This is a genomic window from Hanstruepera marina (assembly GCF_019880635.1).
In the GTDB taxonomy this organism is placed as follows: domain Bacteria; phylum Bacteroidota; class Bacteroidia; order Flavobacteriales; family Flavobacteriaceae; genus Hanstruepera; species Hanstruepera marina.
In genome coordinates this window covers 173516-192703 of record NZ_JAINVX010000001.1, presented here as the reverse complement: position 1 = coordinate 192703, position 19188 = coordinate 173516, and the positions used below count along the sequence as shown (strand labels likewise).

Here is a 19188-nt window from a genome sequence, read left to right as displayed (position 1 = left end):
AATGCTTTATATAAAAGAAAAAACATTGCTTAAATATGCGTTATACTGTAATGCCATATATATATCTCTTTTATTTTTATTTAGACCAGATGGTATAAATTTAGAGAAGATATTTATTTCTAGTTTTCTGGCTTTTTCAGTTTTTGGAACTTTTGCTATCTGTTTTAGAAACATCCAACTTCTAAAAAACTTGTCAAAGAATACTAGAAGACTATTTTACTTATTGATGTTTTGGAGCACTGTTGTTGTTTTTAGGAGCTTTTCCTTAAGCATTCAAGATTGGGTAACAAATTTTGGCAATGTATATATGGCTTTAGCTTGGTTTACACCAATATTGATTGTGCTAGGTCAAAAGATTGATAATTGGAGAATCTTTTTTCAAGCAATTTTCTTTATGTTTAGCTTAATGGTTATTAGTCTTTTCTTCTTGCCTTTCCATCTTACTGCTGGAAAATTAAAGACTGAATGGTCTTGGTTATTAAGACCAATTAATTTTGTTTTGTTAACAGGAGGGATTATTGGATTTAAAGCATCAATTAGATTTCTAATTTATATTACACTTTTAGTATACATTATAATTGCTGTTCTAACAGAACAACGCTTGGAATTCATTTATCTAACAATGGTGCTAGGGTTAATTTTTATAGATAAGTTATCTCAAGTTAAATTAAGAAAGGATTTGCTTAAATTATCTTTTTTTAGTGCATTGGTATTAACAATAGCAATATTTACATATGGTTATGAAAATTTAAATAATTTAATCATGAGCATAGTAGAGTTTCAAGACACAAGAGTTTTTCTGTATAATGAATTATTTGAAAACCTGAATACCTTTGAAAAAATCACTGGTAGAGGCTCTTTAGGCACATATTATAGCTATTTTATGGAGCACACGAAACACTATACCGTAAATGTTTTAAACTATGAGTGGTGGGGTGACTCTTCAACAAGAATTACTATTGAGGTAGGATATTTACAAATGATTTTAAAAGGAGGTTTAATACTTTTTATTTTAACAGCCTATTTCATGTTAAAAGCTAGCTATTTAGGCATCTTTAAGTCAAATAACAAGTTTGTTAAACGTTTAGGTTTGTACATATTTATTATATCTGTTTTAAGTTTAATATCATTCCGCCCAGCATTCACACCAACCTTCATTTTATTATGGATGGCAATTGGAACAGTCTTGAACAAAAAAAATCGTTTAATGACAGATGAAGAAGTCAATAATTTAATTAAAATAAATTAATGAAAGAGAACCCACTAATAAGTGTTATAACTGTAGTATACAATGGAGAGCAACATATTCAGCAAACAATTGATAGTATAAGAAATCAAACCTATAAAAACATTGAGTACATTATTGTAGACGGATGCTCAACAGATGGCACAGTTAACATAATTAAAGATAACAATGATGTCGTGACTAAATGGGTTAGTGAGCCTGATAAAGGCCTTTATGATGCTATGAATAAAGGCGCTGAAATGGCCAATGGTATTTTAATAGGTACAATAAATAGTGATGATTGGTATGAAAATAATGCTGTAGAATTAATTGTTGAGGCATTTAAAAACAACCCAAGTAAATTAATTTTTCATGCTGATAAAAACTGTATAGAACCTAAAGGTGGAATACATGTAAAAAAAGGTAGAACTTCAACATTTTTTTTAAAATACTATGCAATGATAATGAACCATCCTACCATGTTTGTCCATAAAGAATTATATAAAGATCATAAATATAATATTGAATTAACCTCTTTATCAGATTATCAATTTGTTTTAGAAGTATTAAACGATAAGGGAAACGTCTTTTACTATGTACCAAAAGTAATTTCAAATTTTAGACTAGGAGGTATAAGTGGTCGCTTACAGTTTAAAAAAGTTTTAATTGAAAATTACAAAGCCAGACATTTATCAGGAATGAATCATTTTCAGTGCCTTTTTGGAATGTTTTTTAGATTAAATGCAGAAGTCTATAAATATCTTTTCACATGAAAGTAAATTTTAAAAACTCAATTTATACACTACCTGATGTTCTAATTTTAGGAGCTGCAAAATGCGGAACAACTTCCTTGAGTCAGTATTTGTCCGAGCATTCTAAAGTATATATACCCAAATTAAAAGAATGCAGGTTTCTTTCAGGAATGGAACCAAATTTTCAGGGACCAGGTGATTATGTTGTAAATAACGAAATGATTACTAACATCAAGGATTATTCCGATCTTTTTGGAAAAGCCAAAACGAACCAAATCTCGTGTGATGCTTCAGTTGATTATTTTTACTTTTTTAAGGAGACAACTAAAAATATAAAAAAGTATTACGGCAACAACCCACCAAAAATGATTATACTTTTAAGGAACCCCGTAAGAAGTGCATTTTCAATGTATACTCACTTAAAACGAGATTTACGGGAAAGATTATCACTTGAAGACGCCCTTAAAGCTCAAGAAGAAAGGCAATTAAGTAATTGGGAATGGGTTTGGCAATACTCAAAAATGGCCTTGTATTCAAAGCAAGTAGAGTTTTTTTTAAAAAGCTTTGACCCTCAAAACATTAAAATCATCATTTTTGAGGAATTTGTAAGCGACATAGATAATGAGTTTAAAAATCTTTTAGATTTTCTTGGTCTTGAAGAAGAAACTATTAACTTGGAAAAAGTTCATAATAAATCAGGGAATCCCAAATCAGTTGGTTTGCAAAAGTTAGTTTTGAACAAAAACCCTCTTATTATGCTGGTAAAAAAAATGATACCAAAACAAATAAAGGAAAGCATTTCTTATGCCAATATTAATGAGGTCAAAATAACGCAGAGTGATATTGATTTGTTAAATCCTTATTTTGAGAAAGATATTAAAAACCTTGAGTTGATATTAAATAAGAATTTAGATATTTGGAGAAATTAATACGATAACCTTACATTTATTAAGTGAATAAAGCCCTATTCATACTACACCTATCACCGCCAGTTCATGGTGCATCTAAAGTTGGTGATTCTATTTTAAATAGCTCAATAATTAAGGAAAATCTCAACTCCAGATTCATCAAAATAAAATCATCTGATAGTATCGACGTTATTGGTAAATTCAATTTTAAAAAAATAATATACTTCGTAGAATTGTTTTTTAAAGTTTGTTGGGTATTAATATGGTTTAGACCAAGAAAAATTTATTATACAGCATCTCCTTTTGGGTTCGCATTCTATAGAGACTTATTGGTATCATTGCCCATAAAAATTTATACTAAATTAAATAAAGCAAGTATTTTTTACCACTACCACGCTAAAGGAATTAATGATTTCGTATCTGAATCTAACCGAAACTTAAAACTCACTAATTTTCTTTTAAAAAATACTAATGTATTATTGATTTCTAAATTGATGCGAGATGAACTCAATCAAATCAATAGTTTTAGAAACGTATTTTATGTAAACAACGGTGTGGAAAACACATTGAGTGAAGATTTTTTTAAAAATATTTTGTCGCAGAGAGAGGCTAATAACATGATTTCGGTTTTATACCTTTCAAATATGATGAAGGACAAAGGGTATAATACAGTTTTAGAACTTGCAAATCAATGTTATAAAGATCAAATTACCAATATTGAATTTAATTTTGCCGGAGGATGGGGTACTAAAGAAGATGAAAAATACTTTATGAAATATGTTGCTGACAACAAACTTGATGATATTGTTCGTTACAATGGTTTAGTACATGGAAATCAAAAGATAAAATTATTTTCACAAGCAACCTTGTTTGTCTTTCCTTCCCAATACAAAAAAGAAGTTTTCCCGCTGTCATTATTAGAAGCATTATCATACGGGTTGCCAATTTTAACATTTAATACAGGTGCCATTTCTGAAATAATCAATGACAAAATAGGTGTCATGAGTAATAAAGAACGTATTTTTGATGATTTTAAGAGAATGATTGGAAATAGTCAAACAGAAAACTGCTATAAAACTTGTAGAGAAGAATACCTAAACAACTATACTGTTGAGGTTTTTGAGAAAAATCTATTATCAACACTAACAAATAATTAATGCATGAATTGGTTCAAATAGAGGACTTTTCTGTTTTTGCTTCCAACATTTCTGAAATTGGTGTTGAAAGTAAACAAAAAACAATTGTCAATACCATAAATGCACATTCATATATTGTAGCAAAAAAGGACAAGAAGTTTAAAAAATCATTGAGAGACAGTGATATTTTACTTCCTGATGGAGAAGGTATTGTCCTTATGGCAAAAAGATTACAAGGAGAAGTAATCAAAAAAATAGCAGGGGCAGATATTCACGATTATCTTTTGAACATATCTGAAGAAAACGGATTTAAATGTTTTTACTTGGGAGCTAGTGAAGAAACACTAAATATAATTAGAGAAAAACAGACCAAAAAGTATAGTAATATTGATTTTGGTTTTTATTCCCCGCCTTTTAAGGAAACCTTTTCTCAAGATGATAACCATAAGATGATATCTGCAATTAATGACTTTAAGCCTCATGTGTTGTTCGTTGGAATGACGGCTCCTAAACAAGAGAAATGGGTTTTTGATAATAAGGAAAGTATTCATGCTAATATTATATGTTCAATTGGCGCCGTTTTTGACTTTGTAGCCGAAACTAAAAAGCGAGCTCCGAAATGGATAATTAATTTAAGACTTGAGTGGTTGTATAGAAGTTTTACCGCTTGGAGGTTAACAAAGCGTTATCTGTACTCAACACCTTTATTTTTAATAGAAGTTTATAGGTTGAAATATTTCAACAAAAAAAACAAGCAAAAGAATGCTTAAGATCATAAGAGTTATTTTAAAAGAAATAATTTCAAAAAGAGATTTTTCTTTTTTGATGTTTTCTCTTTCTTTATTCTTGCTCCCAATTTCAATAAACTTAAGCACATTTACATTTTTAGCATCTCTATTGCTTAAAATGGTTCAGGTATTGTTGAAGCGAAACAAGCTTTTTTCGACAAAAGGGCTTAAAAACTCATCCATTGTCGGATTAGTTTTTTTTATATACATTATCGTAAATTCTGTTATTCAAGTAGGGTTCGAAATAACCATTGTGCATTTTGAAAAAAGTTATGCACATTATGCGTTATTTTTTTTAACTCCTTTTTTATTAAGAAGTAAAAAAGAAAACAAACTACTTCTTTTTTCATTTTTTTTGGGTTCAGTAATTGCAGTCATGTATGTCTTTTTTTACGCTATTGCTACCAAAACCACTTATAATAGGCAGGCTTTCTTGAACACATTAGATATTCACCATACTTATCTTTCTATGTATTTGTTAGCATTCATAAACTTTACAATGCTGTTATTAATCAGTAAGTTCAAGAAACTTAAAGAGACCATAAAATTAGGATTATTTTTGGTGATTTTAGTTTATTTGGGCGTTATGTTTATATTAGGTAGTAAAGTATCTATGCTTATAATATTATTGCTTTTTATAGTTCATGCATTTCCTGTAGTTTCAAAAAACAATGTTCCTATTTATGCAGCAGCGTTCATGGTTTTACTTACCATAGTTTTCTCATTTAGCCAGCAGCTAAATGTAAGTTATGAAAAGGCATTAGATTTCAGGCTTCAGATATGGGAAGTGTCTTATAATACATTTGAAAGTAGTCCTTTTTTTGGAAATCTTTCATCACCCGAAAAAGATATTTTGAACTATAAACATTATTTAAATGGGAAATACTATTTTTTAGATTCTGATTTAAATAGCCATAATCAGTACTTGTCTATTCTTATGAAATTTGGATTGATAGGCTTTTCAATACTATTTTTTTATTTAGTAAATGTTTATAAAAAGGTTTCTGAAAGAACCAGTAAGACGAGCATCAAAGAGTTTTTAGGATTCTTGGTTATTGCTTTATCGGTTTGTTATATTGAAAACGTTTTTGATAGACATCATGGAATAGTATACATTACTTTCTTTTATAATTACTATCTAGTTGAAATAGAGAATAATGAGAATTAAGAGATTACTTTTTTTTATACTATCAGCTCAAGTTTTTCCAGTGTTTTGTCAAAATGCAGAAACTGTTATAGAAGCTGATTTTGTGATTCGAGATTTTTTCATACAACAAGATTCAATTATTTATATTAAAAAACGGGATGTTCACTTATATGACATTGAAACCAAATTATCTAAAGATTATTTTATTGGAGGTTATGGACTAGAACTGATTACATCAAAAAACACAAATCAAATAATAACAGCGTCAAACGAGCTGGTAAGAAATGTTTCATCTGTAAGATTTTACAACAAAGAAACAGGAAAATTTGATGATGTATTTTATTATAAGCAAGGTAAGATATTAGATTTTCTATTATTGCCTAAATCAAAACTCTTCATTTTAAGTTTAACCAATAAAAAAATTATTTTTGTTGATTATCAAGATAAACCAAGGTTTTATAGAACAATTGAGCTAAACTTAAACACCTTATCAAGAAAGCTAATAAATAAAGATAATAAACTTTATTTTGCTACAGATCAAGGAGATATTTTTGAATATGACTACCGTAATTATGAAAAAAAACTGATTTACAGAAGCAAGGCGCTTATAACAGATTTTAAAATTGAAAACGGTATACTGGTTTATGCAAATATAGATGGTGAAATCATAAAAATAAATTTAAAAACAAATCAAAAGGAAATAATAAACATTAAAAACACTTTTATCAATACTTTTATGCGGTTTAATAACAATACATTAGTTTGTGGAGCATGGAGCGGTGAAGTTTTTATCGTAACTTTAGATAACTTTTCTGTGAACAAAACATATAAACTTCATAAAAGAGCAATTATCAAGATAAAGAAGGTAGAAAATAATATAATTTATTCAAGTAGTTTAGATAAGACATTGAAAAAATGGTTTTTAAATTAACAAAAAAACATAAATGAAAATATCAGTAATTGGTACAGGTTATGTAGGTTTGGTAACAGGAACTTGTTTGGCAGAAACAGGAAATGAAGTCCTTTGCATAGATATTGACCAAGATAAAGTCAAAAAAATGCAATCAGGAGAGGTTCCTATATATGAGCCTCATTTAGACTCATTGTTTGAGAGAAATATCAAAGCTAAGAGGCTTAAGTTTTCAACATCGTTAGAAAAAGGTCTAGATCATGGCGACATAATATTTTTAGCTTTGCCCACGCCAGAAGACGAGGATGGTTCTGCTGATTTATCTTACGTATTAGGAGCAGCAAAAAACATTGGCAAGCTTATTAAGGAATACAAAGTTATAGTTGATAAAAGCACCGTACCTGTAGGAACGGCAGAACGTGTTAGACAAACTATTGCTAATGAAACTAGTGTGCCATTTGATGTGGTCTCAAATCCTGAATTTCTACGTGAAGGCTTTGCTGTTGATGATTTTTTAAAACCTGAACGCATTGTTATTGGTTCTAGTTCTGAAAGAGCAACACAGCTTATGGAAAAGCTCTATAAACCTTTTGTTCGATCTGGAAACCCAATTATTGTAATGGATGAGAAATCAGCAGAATTAACTAAATACGCAGCTAATTCTTTTCTAGCAACAAAAATTACATTTATGAATGAAATAGCTAACTTTTGTGAAAAAGTTGGTGCTGATGTTGATAAAGTACGTATCGGAATGGGAACTGATTCCAGAATAGGAAAGCGATTCTTATTTCCTGGTATTGGTTATGGAGGTTCTTGTTTTCCAAAGGATGTCAAAGCACTCTATAAATCAGGTCAAGAAAACAGTTTTGATTTTGACATATTGAATGCTGTTATAAAGGTAAACGATACGCAAAAACGTATTTTAGTACCCCGTATTAATGCGTATTTTAAAGGAAATTTAAAAGGCAAAAAAATAGCCGTATGGGGTTTGGCGTTTAAACCCGAGACAGATGATATAAGAGAAGCCCCAGCACTATACATTATAGATGAACTATTAAACAGGGAAGCTTCAATAAAAGTTTATGATCCTGAAGCTATGGAGAATGTGGCACGTAAGTTTGAAAATAGAATTGAATTTGCTGAAAACATGTACCATGCTATTGAAGATGTTGATGCCTTGATTATTTGTACAGAATGGAGTATATTTAGAACACCCGACTTTAATAGATTAAAACAGCTTATGCGTGAAACAGTTATTTTTGATGGTAGAAATCTCTATGATATTTCCGATATGCAAAAAGAAGGCTTTTATTACAGTTCTATAGGTAGAAAAACAGTAGGTTAATGAAGAAAGTATTAATTACTGGAGCAGCCGGTTTTTTGGGCTCGCATTTATGCGATCGATTTTTAAATGAAGGATTTCAAGTCATTGGTATGGATAACTTTATAACAGGTGACTCAAAAAATATTTCTCACTTATTTAGTAATCCTAATTTTGAATTTTTTGAACATGATGTTACAGAGTTTGTCAAAGTTGACGGTAATCTAGATTATATACTGCATTTTGCCTCTCCGGCAAGCCCCATAGACTATTTAAAAATTCCAATTCAGACACTTAAAGTAGGCTCTTTAGGCACACACAACCTTCTTGGACTAGCCAAATCTAAAAAGGCAAGAATTTTAATTGCTTCAACATCTGAAGTATATGGAGATCCTTTAGTTCATCCGCAAGCGGAAGACTATTATGGGAACGTTAACACCATTGGCCCCAGAGGTGTTTATGATGAAGCCAAGCGATTTCAAGAATCGATAACCATGGCATATCATAGGTTTCATGGTTTAGAAACCAGAATAGTTAGGATTTTTAACACCTATGGCCCAAGAATGAGGCTTAATGACGGTAGGGTTATTCCAGCCTTCATGGGTCAAGCATTAAGAGGTGAAGATTTGACGGTCTTTGGTGATGGTTCTCAAACACGATCGTTTTGTTATGTCGATGATCAAGTTGAAGGTATTTTTAGATTGCTTTTAAGCGATTATTCTTATCCAGTTAATATCGGGAACCCTAATGAGATTTCAATTAAAGATTTTGCGGAAGAAATTATAAAATTAACAGGAACTAAACAGAAAATAATTTATAAAGAATTACCTGTTGATGATCCTTTACAACGCCAACCAAATATATCTTTAGCTAAAAAATTGTTAGGGTGGATCCCTAAAATTGGTAGAGAAGAGGGTATGCAAAAAACATTTGAGTATTTTAAAAAGCTTTCCCCTGAAGAACTTAACAAAAGGGAGCATAAAGATTTTTCAAAACATATAAAGAACTGATGAGTCAAATAAGACATGGTAGATATTCCATTTATATTCGACCTATTTCTTATACAATAGATTTAGGCATTATAAATGGCTTGGCTGTTTTTTGGTTTTTTGACTTTATTAACCCAATTAAGTTTTGTCTTATTATATCTGTATCATGGGTTTTACTCTCCCTATATTCAAAATTTTATGAGGTTTACCGCTATACCAGAGAAATAACAATCTTGTCTTTAATTTTACGGCAATTTGTTTTGTTCACTATGATTATGTTAGCTTATTCAGGGTTTTATTATGAGCTAAATATTCAACCCAAAACCATTCTAAAGTATGTGGCTTTAGCATTTTCTTTAATTGGACTATTTAAATTCACCTTTTATTATCTTTTACAAAAGTATAGAACTGCCTTTGGAGGAAATTATAGAATAACAGCTATAATAGGAAAAAACAAACAAACTATTGCTTTAGAAAATTTTTTTAATGAAAACCCCGAATACGGTTATACCCATAAAAAAACGTTTAATGTAAGAGATAAAAATAAATTTGATTTAGAGACTTGTTTTAAATTTTTAATAGAAGAATCAATAGATGAAATTTACTGTTCAATTTCTGAAATCACAAACCAGCAGATGACTAGAATAATTCACTTTGCTGATAATAATTTAAAAATATTAAAATTTTTACCAGATAATAAGGAGATTTATTCCAAAAAACTTAAATACGAGTATTACGATTACATACCAATACTTTCGTTAAGGGACATCCCTTTAGACGATTCTGTAAATCAGTTTTTAAAGAGGACGTTTGATATTTTGTTTTCATTGTTTGTCATTATTTTCATTCTCTCATGGCTAACACCTCTTATTGCTATTTTAATCAAAATAGAATCAAAAGGGCCTGTGTTTTTTAAACAGTCCAGGAACGGTTTTAATTACAAGGAGTTTGATTGTTACAAATTTCGGTCTATGATGCCTAATAAAGATGCCCATATATATCAAGTTACACGAGGTGATCAGCGCGTAACAAAAGTGGGTAAGTTTATAAGAAAAACTAGCATTGACGAATTGCCTCAGTTTTTTAATGTATTGTTTGGTGATATGTCCGTAGTAGGGCCAAGGCCACATATGGTTAGCCATACTAATATGTATGCTAAAAAAATAGATAAGTTTATGGTCCGCCACTTTGTGAAACCAGGTATAACAGGGCTTGCTCAAATTAGTGGATTTAGGGGCGAGGTTGAAACGGATAAAGATATTATTGGTCGTGTGAAGTATGATATTTTTTACATAGAAAACTGGTCTTTGCTTCTAGATTTAAAAATCATACTCAAAACTTTTATTAATGCAGTCAGAGGAGAGGATAAGGCTTATTAAATCTCTTTTGATAATTCCTCGAGTTGAGCATTAAAATTAAACGTCCTGATAGCGGATTTTTGAACCCTAGCTTTTATTTGAAGGTCTGATGTATTAATTGAAGCTATTAATTTATTTAATTGTGTATAATTTCCAGACTCGGCAACCCAACCTAGAGCATTTTCTTTAATAATACTTTCGCCTTCACCACCCCCAAAATAAACCATAGGAAGCCCTAATGTAGCGTATTCAAATATTTTTGAAGGTACTGAACCATAAATTCGATTGAGCAATGGAATAATAGCTAGATCATATTTAGCAAGTTTGGAATGTAATTCATTCCTTGATATTTCACCATGATAAAAAATGGACGTTTTATCATTTTTACGAACAAAGCTTTCAATTAATTTTTGTTCAGGACCAGCGCCAAAAATATGAAACTCTAAATTACTGTAATCCAATTCTTTACAGAGTTTATAAATACCTTGAGCTATACCTAACAAGCCGGCATAAACCAATTTTATTTTACCTTCTGAAGGTTGTTGGAATCTATTTTTAGGAGGAACAAAGTCAGGGTAGTTCCTATAAAGAAAAGTTCGTTTTTTAGGAAATTTATTCTTAATATGTGATAGTATCTCTTCACTTTGACCTAAAATCAAATCGGCTGTTTTATAATTGAAATATTCAATTTTTTCTAGCAATTTATAACTGAAATTTTTTTTAAAAGCACTTAATTCTAAACCAGCCATTGGCCACAAATCACTTACATTTAAAATTAGTTTTCGTTTTTTTTTCTTTAAAAAAAGCATACAGGTAAACGCAACAAGTAAAGGAGGTGATTGCACAATAACTTTTTCAGGAATTTTATTCCAAACGAAAAACCAAATTAGGCTTAAGCTGTAAGAAGACATTGAAAGCAAGCGCAAAAGCTTATTTTTTGAATTGTTCGCATAAATCCATAACCGATGAACTGTGACACTGTTTTCTATTACAGTAACCCTTACTTTGCCTTTATAATCATCAAAAACTTTGCCTTTTGGATAATTGGGCAAAGGTGTTAATATACTAACATTAAAATTATGTTTTTTTAAGCCTTTTGCTAGTTGAAAAATGCGATTGGAAGCAGCACCAGTTTCTGGTGGATAATATGATGTTATAATAAGAACCTCTTTCATTGTAAGTTGTAAATTTCAACTAAATGATTTACAATTCTATTGGCGGAATTACCATCCCAAAGTTCGGGCGTTTGTCCTTGTTTCCATTTATTGGAAAGTAAGGTTTTGAATGCGTTTTCTATTTTTTTATTATCCGAACCAACAAGGATATTTGTTCCTATCTCACAAGTTTCAGGTCTTTCTGTATTTTCGCGAAGAGTAATACAAGGCACCTTCATAACTGTTGCTTCTTCGGTTATGCCTCCTGAATCGGTTATTACTGCTAGGGCATTTTTTACTAAAAAATTGAATTCAAGATACCCTAAAGGGTCTACAAAGTGCAAATTTTGGAATTTTAGATTTAATTTTTCAAGTACTATTTTAGTCCTAGGATGAACAGGGAAGACAATAGGATAGCTTTCTGCTAATGATGCAATTTGTGTAATTAGTGATTTAAGTTGCTTTTTTTCATCAACATTACTGGGCCTATGAAGAGTCATTACCAAGTAATGTTTCTTTTTTAGATTTAACAGGTTCCAAATATCTGGTTTCTTAAAACGCGGCATGTTCTTTAAAAGTGTATCAATCATAACATTTCCAACAAAGAAAACATGGTCATTATTTACACCAAGGTTCAATAAATTTTCATTAGCATGATGCGATGTTGTAAAGTAATAGTCTGTAAGGCTATCGGTTACAATTCTATTAATTTCTTCAGGCATTCGCATATCGCCAGATCGAATTCCTGCTTCTACGTGAGCAACTTTAATTTCTGCTTTCTTTGCAACAATAGCACATGCCATGGTTGAGGTGACATCGCCTACAACCATAACTAAATCACAAGGATTTTGATTAATTTCCTTTTCAAAACCAATCATAATAGCAGCAGTTTGTTCGGCTTGTGTCCCGCTTTTTGTTTCAAGATTTATATCAGGATAGGGAATTTGTAATTCTTCAAAAAAGGTGCCACTTAAATTTTTGTCATAATGTTGGCCAGTGTGTACTAAACGATAATGTATATTGAAACCTTCATTTTGCTTTTGTATAATAGCATCAATAATTGGTGCTATCTTCATAAAGTTAGGTCTTGCTCCGGCTATTATAGTAATATTCATTTAGGTCAAATTTGATTCAATAATTTGAGGTTTTCCAGATTTTGTAGGCTTTATTTTTGAAACCTTTTTAAAATTGATGTCTAAACAATTATGGGTTAACGAATTTAGTTTACTTTTTATATCAACTAAAACAGAATCATTAAAATTATATTTTTCATCAACAATATACTCAATAATGATGCTTTTTAAATTGTCCTGAATTATTTTATACTGTTTTATAGACTGATAATATTCTAACACACCCGTAAAACTATGTACGTTAAGTGTAATGCCTTTATTGGTTTTAATAACATCAGTCTCTCTGCCTATTACTTTTTGCAATAGCGGGTAGTTTAGAGTTCTGTTTTTAGGATAATGTTCTTTTGGAAGTTTAATGGCCAAATCACCTAGTTTATAGCGAATTAATGGCATAGCTTTATTGGTTAGGCAAGTTACCAAAACATGGCCCATGTTGCCGTCCTGAACAGGATTGCCAAGGTCATCAACAATTTCCAGATAAACATGAGGAGACATAATGTAATAACAATCTAATTCATGCTTACAAGCCATTAACAACCCTTCAGCACAGCCATAAGTATCCACTAATTTAGTGTTACTACCAAACGCCTCATGAATATTTTTTCTGTAAGACTCAAATAGTTTATCACCAAAGCAGATTATTCCCGAAATGTCAGTTTTTATATTTTCATAAATAGCAACTTTGGCCAACTGATTAATAACTGAAGGATACCCAGCAATAAACAGTTGCTTTTTTTCTGATGTTTTTATAAGTGTTTCCTTCAATTCAGTTTCAGATAATCCAAAAGCTTTAACATAAGTGCATTTATAAAATACATCCTTTAGCGTTTTTAAAAAAGAACGTTTTTGAGAAATTCCAAATTGCAGCAAGTTGTTTCCTATACTGTAACCACTCCATTGCCACCAGTGTGTCTGCAAGGCACGTAAAAAAAACGTATGGTCTTTGGTCATGTATGTAAATGATTGAATACCAGAGCTACCACTACTGTAATGCTTATCTAATTTTTCAACTTTATATTCATCAGAAATTAGTTCCTTGCTTGAATCTCTTAAAATAGATTTTGTAAGAATGGGAAACTCGCTTAAATCTGTTGCTTTACTTTGTTTGTAAAAGGGGACATGATTTTTTGCATATTCTAAAATAACGCTTAAATTTTGCTCTTGGATTGATAGTAATTCAGATTCCGATTTTTGGTCGTATTCACTCCAAGTCTTTAGGTACTTTAAATAGGTGCCTCCAAAAACCACATCACCAATTGGCAAGATAAGATGTTTTAGTACAGCGTTATAAAAAGGCATAAAATCTTTTTCCAAAACTAATTATTTTTTCAGCGTAAAAGCAATTATTTTTGCATCAAACAAAACACAACATGAATATTTTAATACTAGGATCAGGAGGAAGAGAGCATACATTTGCTTGGAAAACAGCACAAAGTGCTTTATGTGACAAACTTTATGTAGCACCCGGAAATTCTGGAACAGCTGAAATAGCAGAAAACATAAATGTTTCAGTAACCGATTTCCCTGCAGTTAAAGCGTTGGTTTTAAACAAGCAAGTAAACATGGTTGTAGTTGGTCCAGAAGACCCTTTGGTTCAAGGTATTCATGACTTCTTTTTAAACGATTCAGATTTAAAGCATGTTGCCGTTATAGGTCCTGAAAAAGCTGCTGCGGAGTTGGAAGGGAGCAAGGAATTTGCAAAAGAGTTTATGATGCGCCATAATATTCCTACTGCGGCATACCAAAGCTTTAATGCTACTAATGTTAATGAAGGCGTTGCATTTTTAGAGACATTAAAACCACCTTATGTGTTGAAGGCAGATGGCCTAGCGGCAGGTAAAGGCGTTTTAATTCTCAATGATTTAGATGAAGCTAAAACTGAATTAAAAAACATGTTGGTTGATGCCAAATTTGGAAGTGCAAGTTCTAAAGTTGTCATTGAAGAATTTTTAGACGGCATTGAGTTAAGTTGTTTTGTTTTAACAGATGGGAAAAACTATAAAATGTTACCTACTGCAAAAGATTACAAACGTATTGGAGAAGGAGATACGGGTTTAAACACTGGTGGGATGGGAGCGGTTTCTCCTGTTCCTTTTGCAACACCAGATTTTTTAAACAAAATTGAAGAACAAATCGTTAAGCCAACTATATCTGGTTTGCAAAAAGACAACTTGCCATATAAAGGTTTTGTGTTTATTGGCTTGATAAAAGTTGGTGATGATCCAAAAGTTATTGAGTACAATGTTAGAATGGGAGATCCTGAAACCGAAGTCGTTTTACCGAGATTAAAAAACGATTTAGTTGAGATTTTTCAAGCAATCTCCAATCAAACACTAGATAGTATTAATATTGAAATTGATGAACGTGCTGCAACTACAGTTATGTTAGTTTCTGGTGGTTACCCAGAGGGCTATGAAAAAGGAAAAGAAATTTCAGGTTTGGAGAATATTGAAGGTTCTATTCCGTTTCATGCGGGAGCAATACTTAATGAAGGAAAAACTGTAACATCAGGAGGTCGTGTTATGGCTATTACTAGTTATGGTAAAACCTACGATGAGGCCATAAAAAAATCTTATCAAAATATAGAAAAACTACATTTTGATAAGATGTATTATCGTAGAGATATCGGTTTTGATTTATAGATAAGAGTGTGATGTAATGCTCTTATCTTCTTCGTTATTATCGTTAAACGACTTAAGTTGTAACATCCAATATACAAAGGCAACAAAACCTACAACTATAAATAGCCAGCTAACAAAATTTGCTGCGAACCAATTGTCTAATTCTAATGTTCTTAAGGCATCAAAAGGCGCAAATAAAACATTAACAAATAAATCTTGTATAGCGTAAAAAAAGTCTTTCATTGTATTTCAATTTATGGCTTTATTGAGTGTAAAGCGTATAATTAACTATCTAATGTTGGGCAAAATTACATTTTTTTAAATTTAAATTTTAATAAATTGAGAAGAATATTAGTAATTTACCGATGCTAATTCTAGTTAGAATTTCAGAAACCTGTTCAATTATATGATTGCAAAGTTTTTTAGTAAATCAAACCCCATACATTTTGTAATTGTTGCTGTGGTGCTTTTTTTAGTTTTTTCTGCAATAAAAATCGATTATTTAGAAGGTGTAACCATTGATATTTGGTATGTTTTAAAACAAATTGCTCTTTTTGGAATTGTACTGTTTTCTGTTTTTATTTTAGACTTTTTGGTCTCTAAAAATAAGCTTACCAAAAAGAATAGTTATCAAATTCTGTTTTTTGCATTATTCTGCACGTTAATACCCCAAGTTTTTTTAAAGTCTAATTTACTACTTGCAAACTTGTTAGTGCTTTTTGCCTTAAGGCGTATTATTAGCTTACGATCAAAAAAATATCAAAAAAAGAAAATTCTAGATGCTGCCATTTGGATTAGCCTTGCAACACTACTTTATTTTTGGAGTGTGCTGTTTTTTATTTTGATTTTTGCAGCTTTATTTCTTTATAAAATTTCTGATATTAAAAATTGGTTTATTCCGCTAATTGGAGTCATATTAGTAGCTGTTATTGCTTATGCAACATTAATCGTATTTAACATAAGCCTATCAGATTATAGTTTGCGGTTTAACACCTATATAAGTTTCGATTTCAGTAGTCTTAATCAAAGAAATATTATTATTGGAGCAACTATTTTATTCAGTTATTTTTTATGGTCTTTATTCTATTACTTGAACAACCTAAAAAACAAATCTAAAAGCTACAGACCGTCATATTTACTTATTTTATTTGCGGCGCTTATTGCTTTTGTAATAGTTATTATCACATCTAACAAATCAGGTTCTGAATTTATCTTTGTTATGGCGCCATTGGCTATTATAGTTGCAAATTATATAGAAATTGTTTCAGAAAAGTGGTTTAAGGAAGTATTGATATGGGTATTAATTGTAGCCGCTTTGGTTAATTTAATTTTGTAGCTTCTCGCCAAAAGCCAAATCACCAGCGTCACCCAAACCAGGAACAATATAGCCCTTTTCATTCAGTTTTTCATCAATGGTAGCAATCCACAAATGCGTTTCAGAGCTAAAGTGTTTAGAAACAAAGTCAACACCTTGTTGCGCACCTATAACGCTTACCAAATGAACAGATTTTGGTGTTCCAAATGGTTTTAGAGCTTCAAAAGTAGCTAACATAGATTGTCCTGTCGCCAACATAGGATCGGCTAAAATTAATGTTTTACCTTCAAGGGTTGGGCAAGCCAAATATTCCACAATTATTTCAAAACTTTCAGGATTATGTTTATGATGTCTGTAAGCCGAAATAAAAGCATTTTCAGAAGTGTCAAAATAATTCAACAATCCGTTATGCAAGGGAACACCTGCGCGTAGAATGGAACATAACACAATATCATCTGAAATTAATAACGTGCTCGCTTCGCCTAAAGGTGTTTTTGTTGACATGTGTTTATATTGAAGTGATTGACTTAATTCATAACCCAATATTTCACCAGTACGCTCAATATTTCGCCTAAATCGCATAGCGTCTTTTTGTATGTCTACATCACGCATTTCTGCAATAAAGGTATTGAGTATAGAATTTTTATCAGATAAGTTATGAATATGCATGGTTGCTTTTGATGTTTAAGATGAATCGTAAAGTTAATAAATAGGTTTATATTTGCGTTTTAAAATCCAGTATCATGTTTACAGAACAAGCGAACAAAATATTTCAAGATGTTATTGAAAAATATCACATTATCAACACAGTTGACCAGCCCTTTACAAACCCTTACGATAAAGATTCTAATTTGTTAGAGCATTTACTATATAGAAAATGTTGGATAGATACGGTTCAATGGCATTATGAAGATATTATTCGCGACCCGCAAATCGATCCTGTTGCGGCTTTAAAGCTGAAACGTCAAATTGATGCTTCTAATCAAGACAGAACTGACATGGTGGAGTATATTGACAGTTATTTTTTAGAAAAATATAAAGATGTTACTCCTAAAACTAACGCTACAATTAATACAGAAAGTCCAGCTTGGGGAATTGACAGGTTATCCATTCTAGCTTTAAAAATCTATCACATGAATGAAGAAGCAACACGAACCGATGCTGCTGAAGCGCATCGTGAAGCTTGTCAGAAAAAATTAGATGTTCTACTAGAACAACGCGTAGATTTATCGACAGCTATTGACACGTTATTATCGGATATTGAAAAAGGCGATAAGTATATGAAAGTGTACAAGCAAATGAAAATGTACAACGACGATGAGCTGAACCCAGTGCTTCGTTCACAGAAATAAAATTCCTGCGAAAGCAGGAATCTCATCATATAAGTTGAGATGCCAAAACCAAAACACATTCTAGTCATTCGTCTCTCTGCTATGGGAGATGTTGCTATGACAGTTCCTGTTTTGCGGGCTTTTACAAAACAATATCCCGATGTTAAACTAACCGTTTTAACTCGGGATTTTTTTAAACCCCTGTTCCGCGATTTAGAAAATGTATCTGTTTATCCTGCCCATGTAAAAGACCAACATAAAGGCTTAAAAGGACTTTATAAACTATCTAGAGAAATTAGACCACTAAATTGCGATGCTGTGGCCGATTTACATAAGGTTTTACGTAGTAGGGTATTAAAGCCTTTGTTGGGTATTCGCAAAGTGGCTACAATTAACAAAGGCAGAAAAGAAAAAAAGCGATTAATAAAAGGCAAAGATTTCAAGCCATTGAAAACTACGCATCAACGCTATGCCGATGTTTTTAAAACCTTAGGCTATCCAATTGATTTGAGCGGCCCAACATTTCCTGTCGCCTCACGGCTTAACGAAAACTGCTTAAAACTTATTGGAAAACCAAACAAAAAACGTATTGGCATTGCGCCATTTGCAGCTCATGAAAGCAAAATGTATCCATTGGAGCAAATGGAACAGGTTATTGAAAAACTATCTGTAGATTATCAAGTATTGTTGTTTGGAGGTGGTAAAAAGGAAATACAGATTTTAAACTATTTTGAATCCGAAGATAAAGGCATTATTAACTTAGCAGGTAAGCTTTCATTTGATGAGGAGTTGGATGTTATTTCCAATTTAGATGTTATGCTATCTATGGATTCTGGCAATGCACATCTGGCTGCTATTTTTGGAATTCCAGTAATTACCATTTGGGGAGTGACACATCCTTATGCTGGTTTTGCACCTTTTAACCAACCAGCGGATTATTGCTTACTGGCAGACAGAACCCAATACCCAAAAATTCCAACCTCTGTTTATGGCAATAAATTTCCTGAAGGTTATAAAAATGCCGCTGAAAGTATTGCTGTTGAAACGATAGTAAATAAGTTGAAATCTGTCATTCCTGCGTAGGCAGGAATCCATTATTT

The 19188-nt window shown here is 31.4% G+C and carries 19 protein-coding genes; 14 read left to right on the top strand and 5 right to left on the bottom strand.

What is annotated here, in order from left to right:
• Window position 1 precedes the first annotated feature (1 nt).
• From K7G76_RS00875 to K7G76_RS00830, 10 genes are read left to right on the top strand one after another with little or no spacing between them, the layout of a single operon-like run.
• The gene (locus tag K7G76_RS00875) at window positions 2-1249 is read left to right on the top strand and encodes a hypothetical protein (protein WP_223032319.1); all 1248 of its coding nucleotides are present in this window, start codon (window positions 2-4) and stop codon (window positions 1247-1249) included.
• Complete coding sequence (locus K7G76_RS00870; RefSeq protein WP_223032318.1) at window positions 1249-1998, top strand: glycosyltransferase family 2 protein; 750 nt, start codon at window positions 1249-1251, stop codon at window positions 1996-1998. The genes K7G76_RS00875 and K7G76_RS00870 overlap by 1 nt, the downstream gene beginning before the upstream one ends.
• Complete coding sequence (locus tag K7G76_RS00865; RefSeq protein WP_223032317.1) at window positions 1995-2906, top strand: sulfotransferase family protein; 912 nt, start codon at window positions 1995-1997, stop codon at window positions 2904-2906. Before K7G76_RS00870 ends, K7G76_RS00865 begins: the two co-directional genes overlap by 4 nt.
• A gap of 23 nt (window positions 2907-2929) precedes the next feature.
• Window positions 2930-4042, top strand: a complete 1113-nt coding sequence (locus tag K7G76_RS15465; protein ID WP_223032316.1) for a glycosyltransferase family 4 protein — start codon at window positions 2930-2932, stop codon at window positions 4040-4042.
• Window positions 4042-4791, top strand: coding sequence for a WecB/TagA/CpsF family glycosyltransferase (locus K7G76_RS00855; protein ID WP_223032315.1), 750 nt, complete (start codon window positions 4042-4044; stop codon window positions 4789-4791). Before K7G76_RS15465 ends, K7G76_RS00855 begins: the two co-directional genes overlap by 1 nt.
• Complete coding sequence (locus K7G76_RS00850) at window positions 4784-5977, top strand: O-antigen ligase family protein (RefSeq protein ID WP_223032314.1); 1194 nt, start codon at window positions 4784-4786, stop codon at window positions 5975-5977. The genes K7G76_RS00855 and K7G76_RS00850 overlap by 8 nt, the downstream gene beginning before the upstream one ends.
• Window positions 5967-6887 carry a WD40 repeat domain-containing protein gene (locus K7G76_RS00845; RefSeq protein ID WP_223032313.1) on the top strand — a complete coding sequence of 307 codons (921 nt, stop codon included), beginning with the start codon at window positions 5967-5969 and terminating at the stop codon, window positions 6885-6887. Before K7G76_RS00850 ends, K7G76_RS00845 begins: the two co-directional genes overlap by 11 nt.
• Before the next feature lie 13 nt (window positions 6888-6900).
• Complete coding sequence (locus tag K7G76_RS00840; protein ID WP_223032312.1) at window positions 6901-8211, top strand: UDP-glucose dehydrogenase family protein; 1311 nt, start codon at window positions 6901-6903, stop codon at window positions 8209-8211.
• The gene (locus tag K7G76_RS00835; protein WP_223032311.1) at window positions 8211-9197 is read left to right on the top strand and encodes a UDP-glucuronic acid decarboxylase family protein; all 987 of its coding nucleotides are present in this window, start codon (window positions 8211-8213) and stop codon (window positions 9195-9197) included. Before K7G76_RS00840 ends, K7G76_RS00835 begins: the two co-directional genes overlap by 1 nt.
• Entirely contained in the window at window positions 9197-10555 is a 1359-nt protein-coding gene (locus K7G76_RS00830) for an undecaprenyl-phosphate glucose phosphotransferase (protein ID WP_223032310.1), read from the top strand. The genes K7G76_RS00835 and K7G76_RS00830 overlap by 1 nt, the downstream gene beginning before the upstream one ends.
• Here K7G76_RS00830 and K7G76_RS00825 read toward each other — a convergent pair.
• From K7G76_RS00825 to K7G76_RS00815, 3 genes are read right to left on the bottom strand one after another with little or no spacing between them, the layout of a single operon-like run.
• Window positions 10552-11709, bottom strand: coding sequence for a glycosyltransferase family 4 protein (locus tag K7G76_RS00825; protein ID WP_223032309.1), 1158 nt, complete (start codon window positions 11707-11709; stop codon window positions 10552-10554). The genes K7G76_RS00830 and K7G76_RS00825 overlap by 4 nt on opposite strands.
• Window positions 11706-12803: a non-hydrolyzing UDP-N-acetylglucosamine 2-epimerase gene (wecB, locus tag K7G76_RS00820; RefSeq protein WP_223032308.1), complete on the bottom strand. Its 1098-nt coding sequence runs from the start codon at window positions 12801-12803 to the stop codon at window positions 11706-11708. The genes K7G76_RS00825 and wecB overlap by 4 nt, the downstream gene beginning before the upstream one ends.
• A complete protein-coding gene (locus K7G76_RS00815) occupies window positions 12804-14135 on the bottom strand; it encodes a phenylacetate--CoA ligase family protein (protein ID WP_223032307.1) in 1332 nt (443 codons plus the stop codon).
• A gap of 56 nt (window positions 14136-14191) precedes the next feature.
• On the opposite strand from K7G76_RS00815, the gene purD reads away from it, so the two are divergent.
• Window positions 14192-15463: a phosphoribosylamine--glycine ligase gene (gene purD, locus K7G76_RS00810; protein ID WP_223032306.1), complete on the top strand. Its 1272-nt coding sequence runs from the start codon at window positions 14192-14194 to the stop codon at window positions 15461-15463.
• On the opposite strand, the gene K7G76_RS00805 is transcribed toward purD, so the two are convergent.
• Entirely contained in the window at window positions 15458-15685 is a 228-nt protein-coding gene (locus K7G76_RS00805) for a DUF6341 family protein (RefSeq protein ID WP_223032305.1), read from the bottom strand. The two genes, purD and K7G76_RS00805, sit on opposite strands and share 6 nt — an antisense overlap.
• A 163-nt stretch (window positions 15686-15848) precedes the next feature.
• Between K7G76_RS00805 and K7G76_RS00800 the strand changes: the two genes are divergently transcribed.
• Window positions 15849-16778, top strand: a complete 930-nt coding sequence (locus tag K7G76_RS00800; protein WP_223032304.1) for a DUF6427 family protein — start codon at window positions 15849-15851, stop codon at window positions 16776-16778.
• Here the strand turns inward: K7G76_RS00800 and upp are convergent.
• Window positions 16767-17426, bottom strand: a complete 660-nt coding sequence (upp, locus tag K7G76_RS00795) for a uracil phosphoribosyltransferase (RefSeq protein ID WP_223032303.1) — start codon at window positions 17424-17426, stop codon at window positions 16767-16769. The genes K7G76_RS00800 and upp overlap by 12 nt on opposite strands.
• Window positions 17427-17500: 74 nt before the next feature.
• Between upp and K7G76_RS00790 the strand changes: the two genes are divergently transcribed.
• Window positions 17501-18109: a DUF4254 domain-containing protein gene (locus K7G76_RS00790; RefSeq protein WP_223032302.1), complete on the top strand. Its 609-nt coding sequence runs from the start codon at window positions 17501-17503 to the stop codon at window positions 18107-18109.
• Window positions 18110-18148: 39 nt separating this feature from the next.
• A complete protein-coding gene (locus K7G76_RS00785; RefSeq protein WP_255572890.1) occupies window positions 18149-19171 on the top strand; it encodes a glycosyltransferase family 9 protein in 1023 nt (340 codons plus the stop codon).
• Window positions 19172-19188: the final 17 nt, after the last annotated feature.

Coding starts and splice junctions, on each gene's coding strand:
- K7G76_RS00805 (WP_223032305.1), bottom strand. CDS start 15,685: ATGAAAGACTTTTTTTACGCTATACAAGATTTATTTGTTAATGTTTTA.
- K7G76_RS00855 (WP_223032315.1), top strand. CDS start 4,042: ATGCATGAATTGGTTCAAATAGAGGACTTTTCTGTTTTTGCTTCCAAC.
- K7G76_RS00840 (WP_223032312.1), top strand. CDS start 6,901: ATGAAAATATCAGTAATTGGTACAGGTTATGTAGGTTTGGTAACAGGA.
- K7G76_RS00825 (WP_223032309.1), bottom strand. CDS start 11,709: ATGAAAGAGGTTCTTATTATAACATCATATTATCCACCAGAAACTGGT.
- K7G76_RS00830 (WP_223032310.1), top strand. CDS start 9,197: ATGAGTCAAATAAGACATGGTAGATATTCCATTTATATTCGACCTATT.
- K7G76_RS00870 (WP_223032318.1), top strand. CDS start 1,249: ATGAAAGAGAACCCACTAATAAGTGTTATAACTGTAGTATACAATGGA.
- K7G76_RS00865 (WP_223032317.1), top strand. CDS start 1,995: ATGAAAGTAAATTTTAAAAACTCAATTTATACACTACCTGATGTTCTA.
- upp (WP_223032303.1), bottom strand. CDS start 17,426: ATGCATATTCATAACTTATCTGATAAAAATTCTATACTCAATACCTTT.
- K7G76_RS00845 (WP_223032313.1), top strand. CDS start 5,967: ATGAGAATTAAGAGATTACTTTTTTTTATACTATCAGCTCAAGTTTTT.
- K7G76_RS00800 (WP_223032304.1), top strand. CDS start 15,849: ATGATTGCAAAGTTTTTTAGTAAATCAAACCCCATACATTTTGTAATT.
- K7G76_RS00785 (WP_255572890.1), top strand. CDS start 18,149: ATGCCAAAACCAAAACACATTCTAGTCATTCGTCTCTCTGCTATGGGA.
- purD (WP_223032306.1), top strand. CDS start 14,192: ATGAATATTTTAATACTAGGATCAGGAGGAAGAGAGCATACATTTGCT.
- K7G76_RS00790 (WP_223032302.1), top strand. CDS start 17,501: ATGTTTACAGAACAAGCGAACAAAATATTTCAAGATGTTATTGAAAAA.
- K7G76_RS00875 (WP_223032319.1), top strand. CDS start 2: ATGCTTTATATAAAAGAAAAAACATTGCTTAAATATGCGTTATACTGT.
- wecB (WP_223032308.1), bottom strand. CDS start 12,803: ATGAATATTACTATAATAGCCGGAGCAAGACCTAACTTTATGAAGATA.
- K7G76_RS00835 (WP_223032311.1), top strand. CDS start 8,211: ATGAAGAAAGTATTAATTACTGGAGCAGCCGGTTTTTTGGGCTCGCAT.
- K7G76_RS00850 (WP_223032314.1), top strand. CDS start 4,784: ATGCTTAAGATCATAAGAGTTATTTTAAAAGAAATAATTTCAAAAAGA.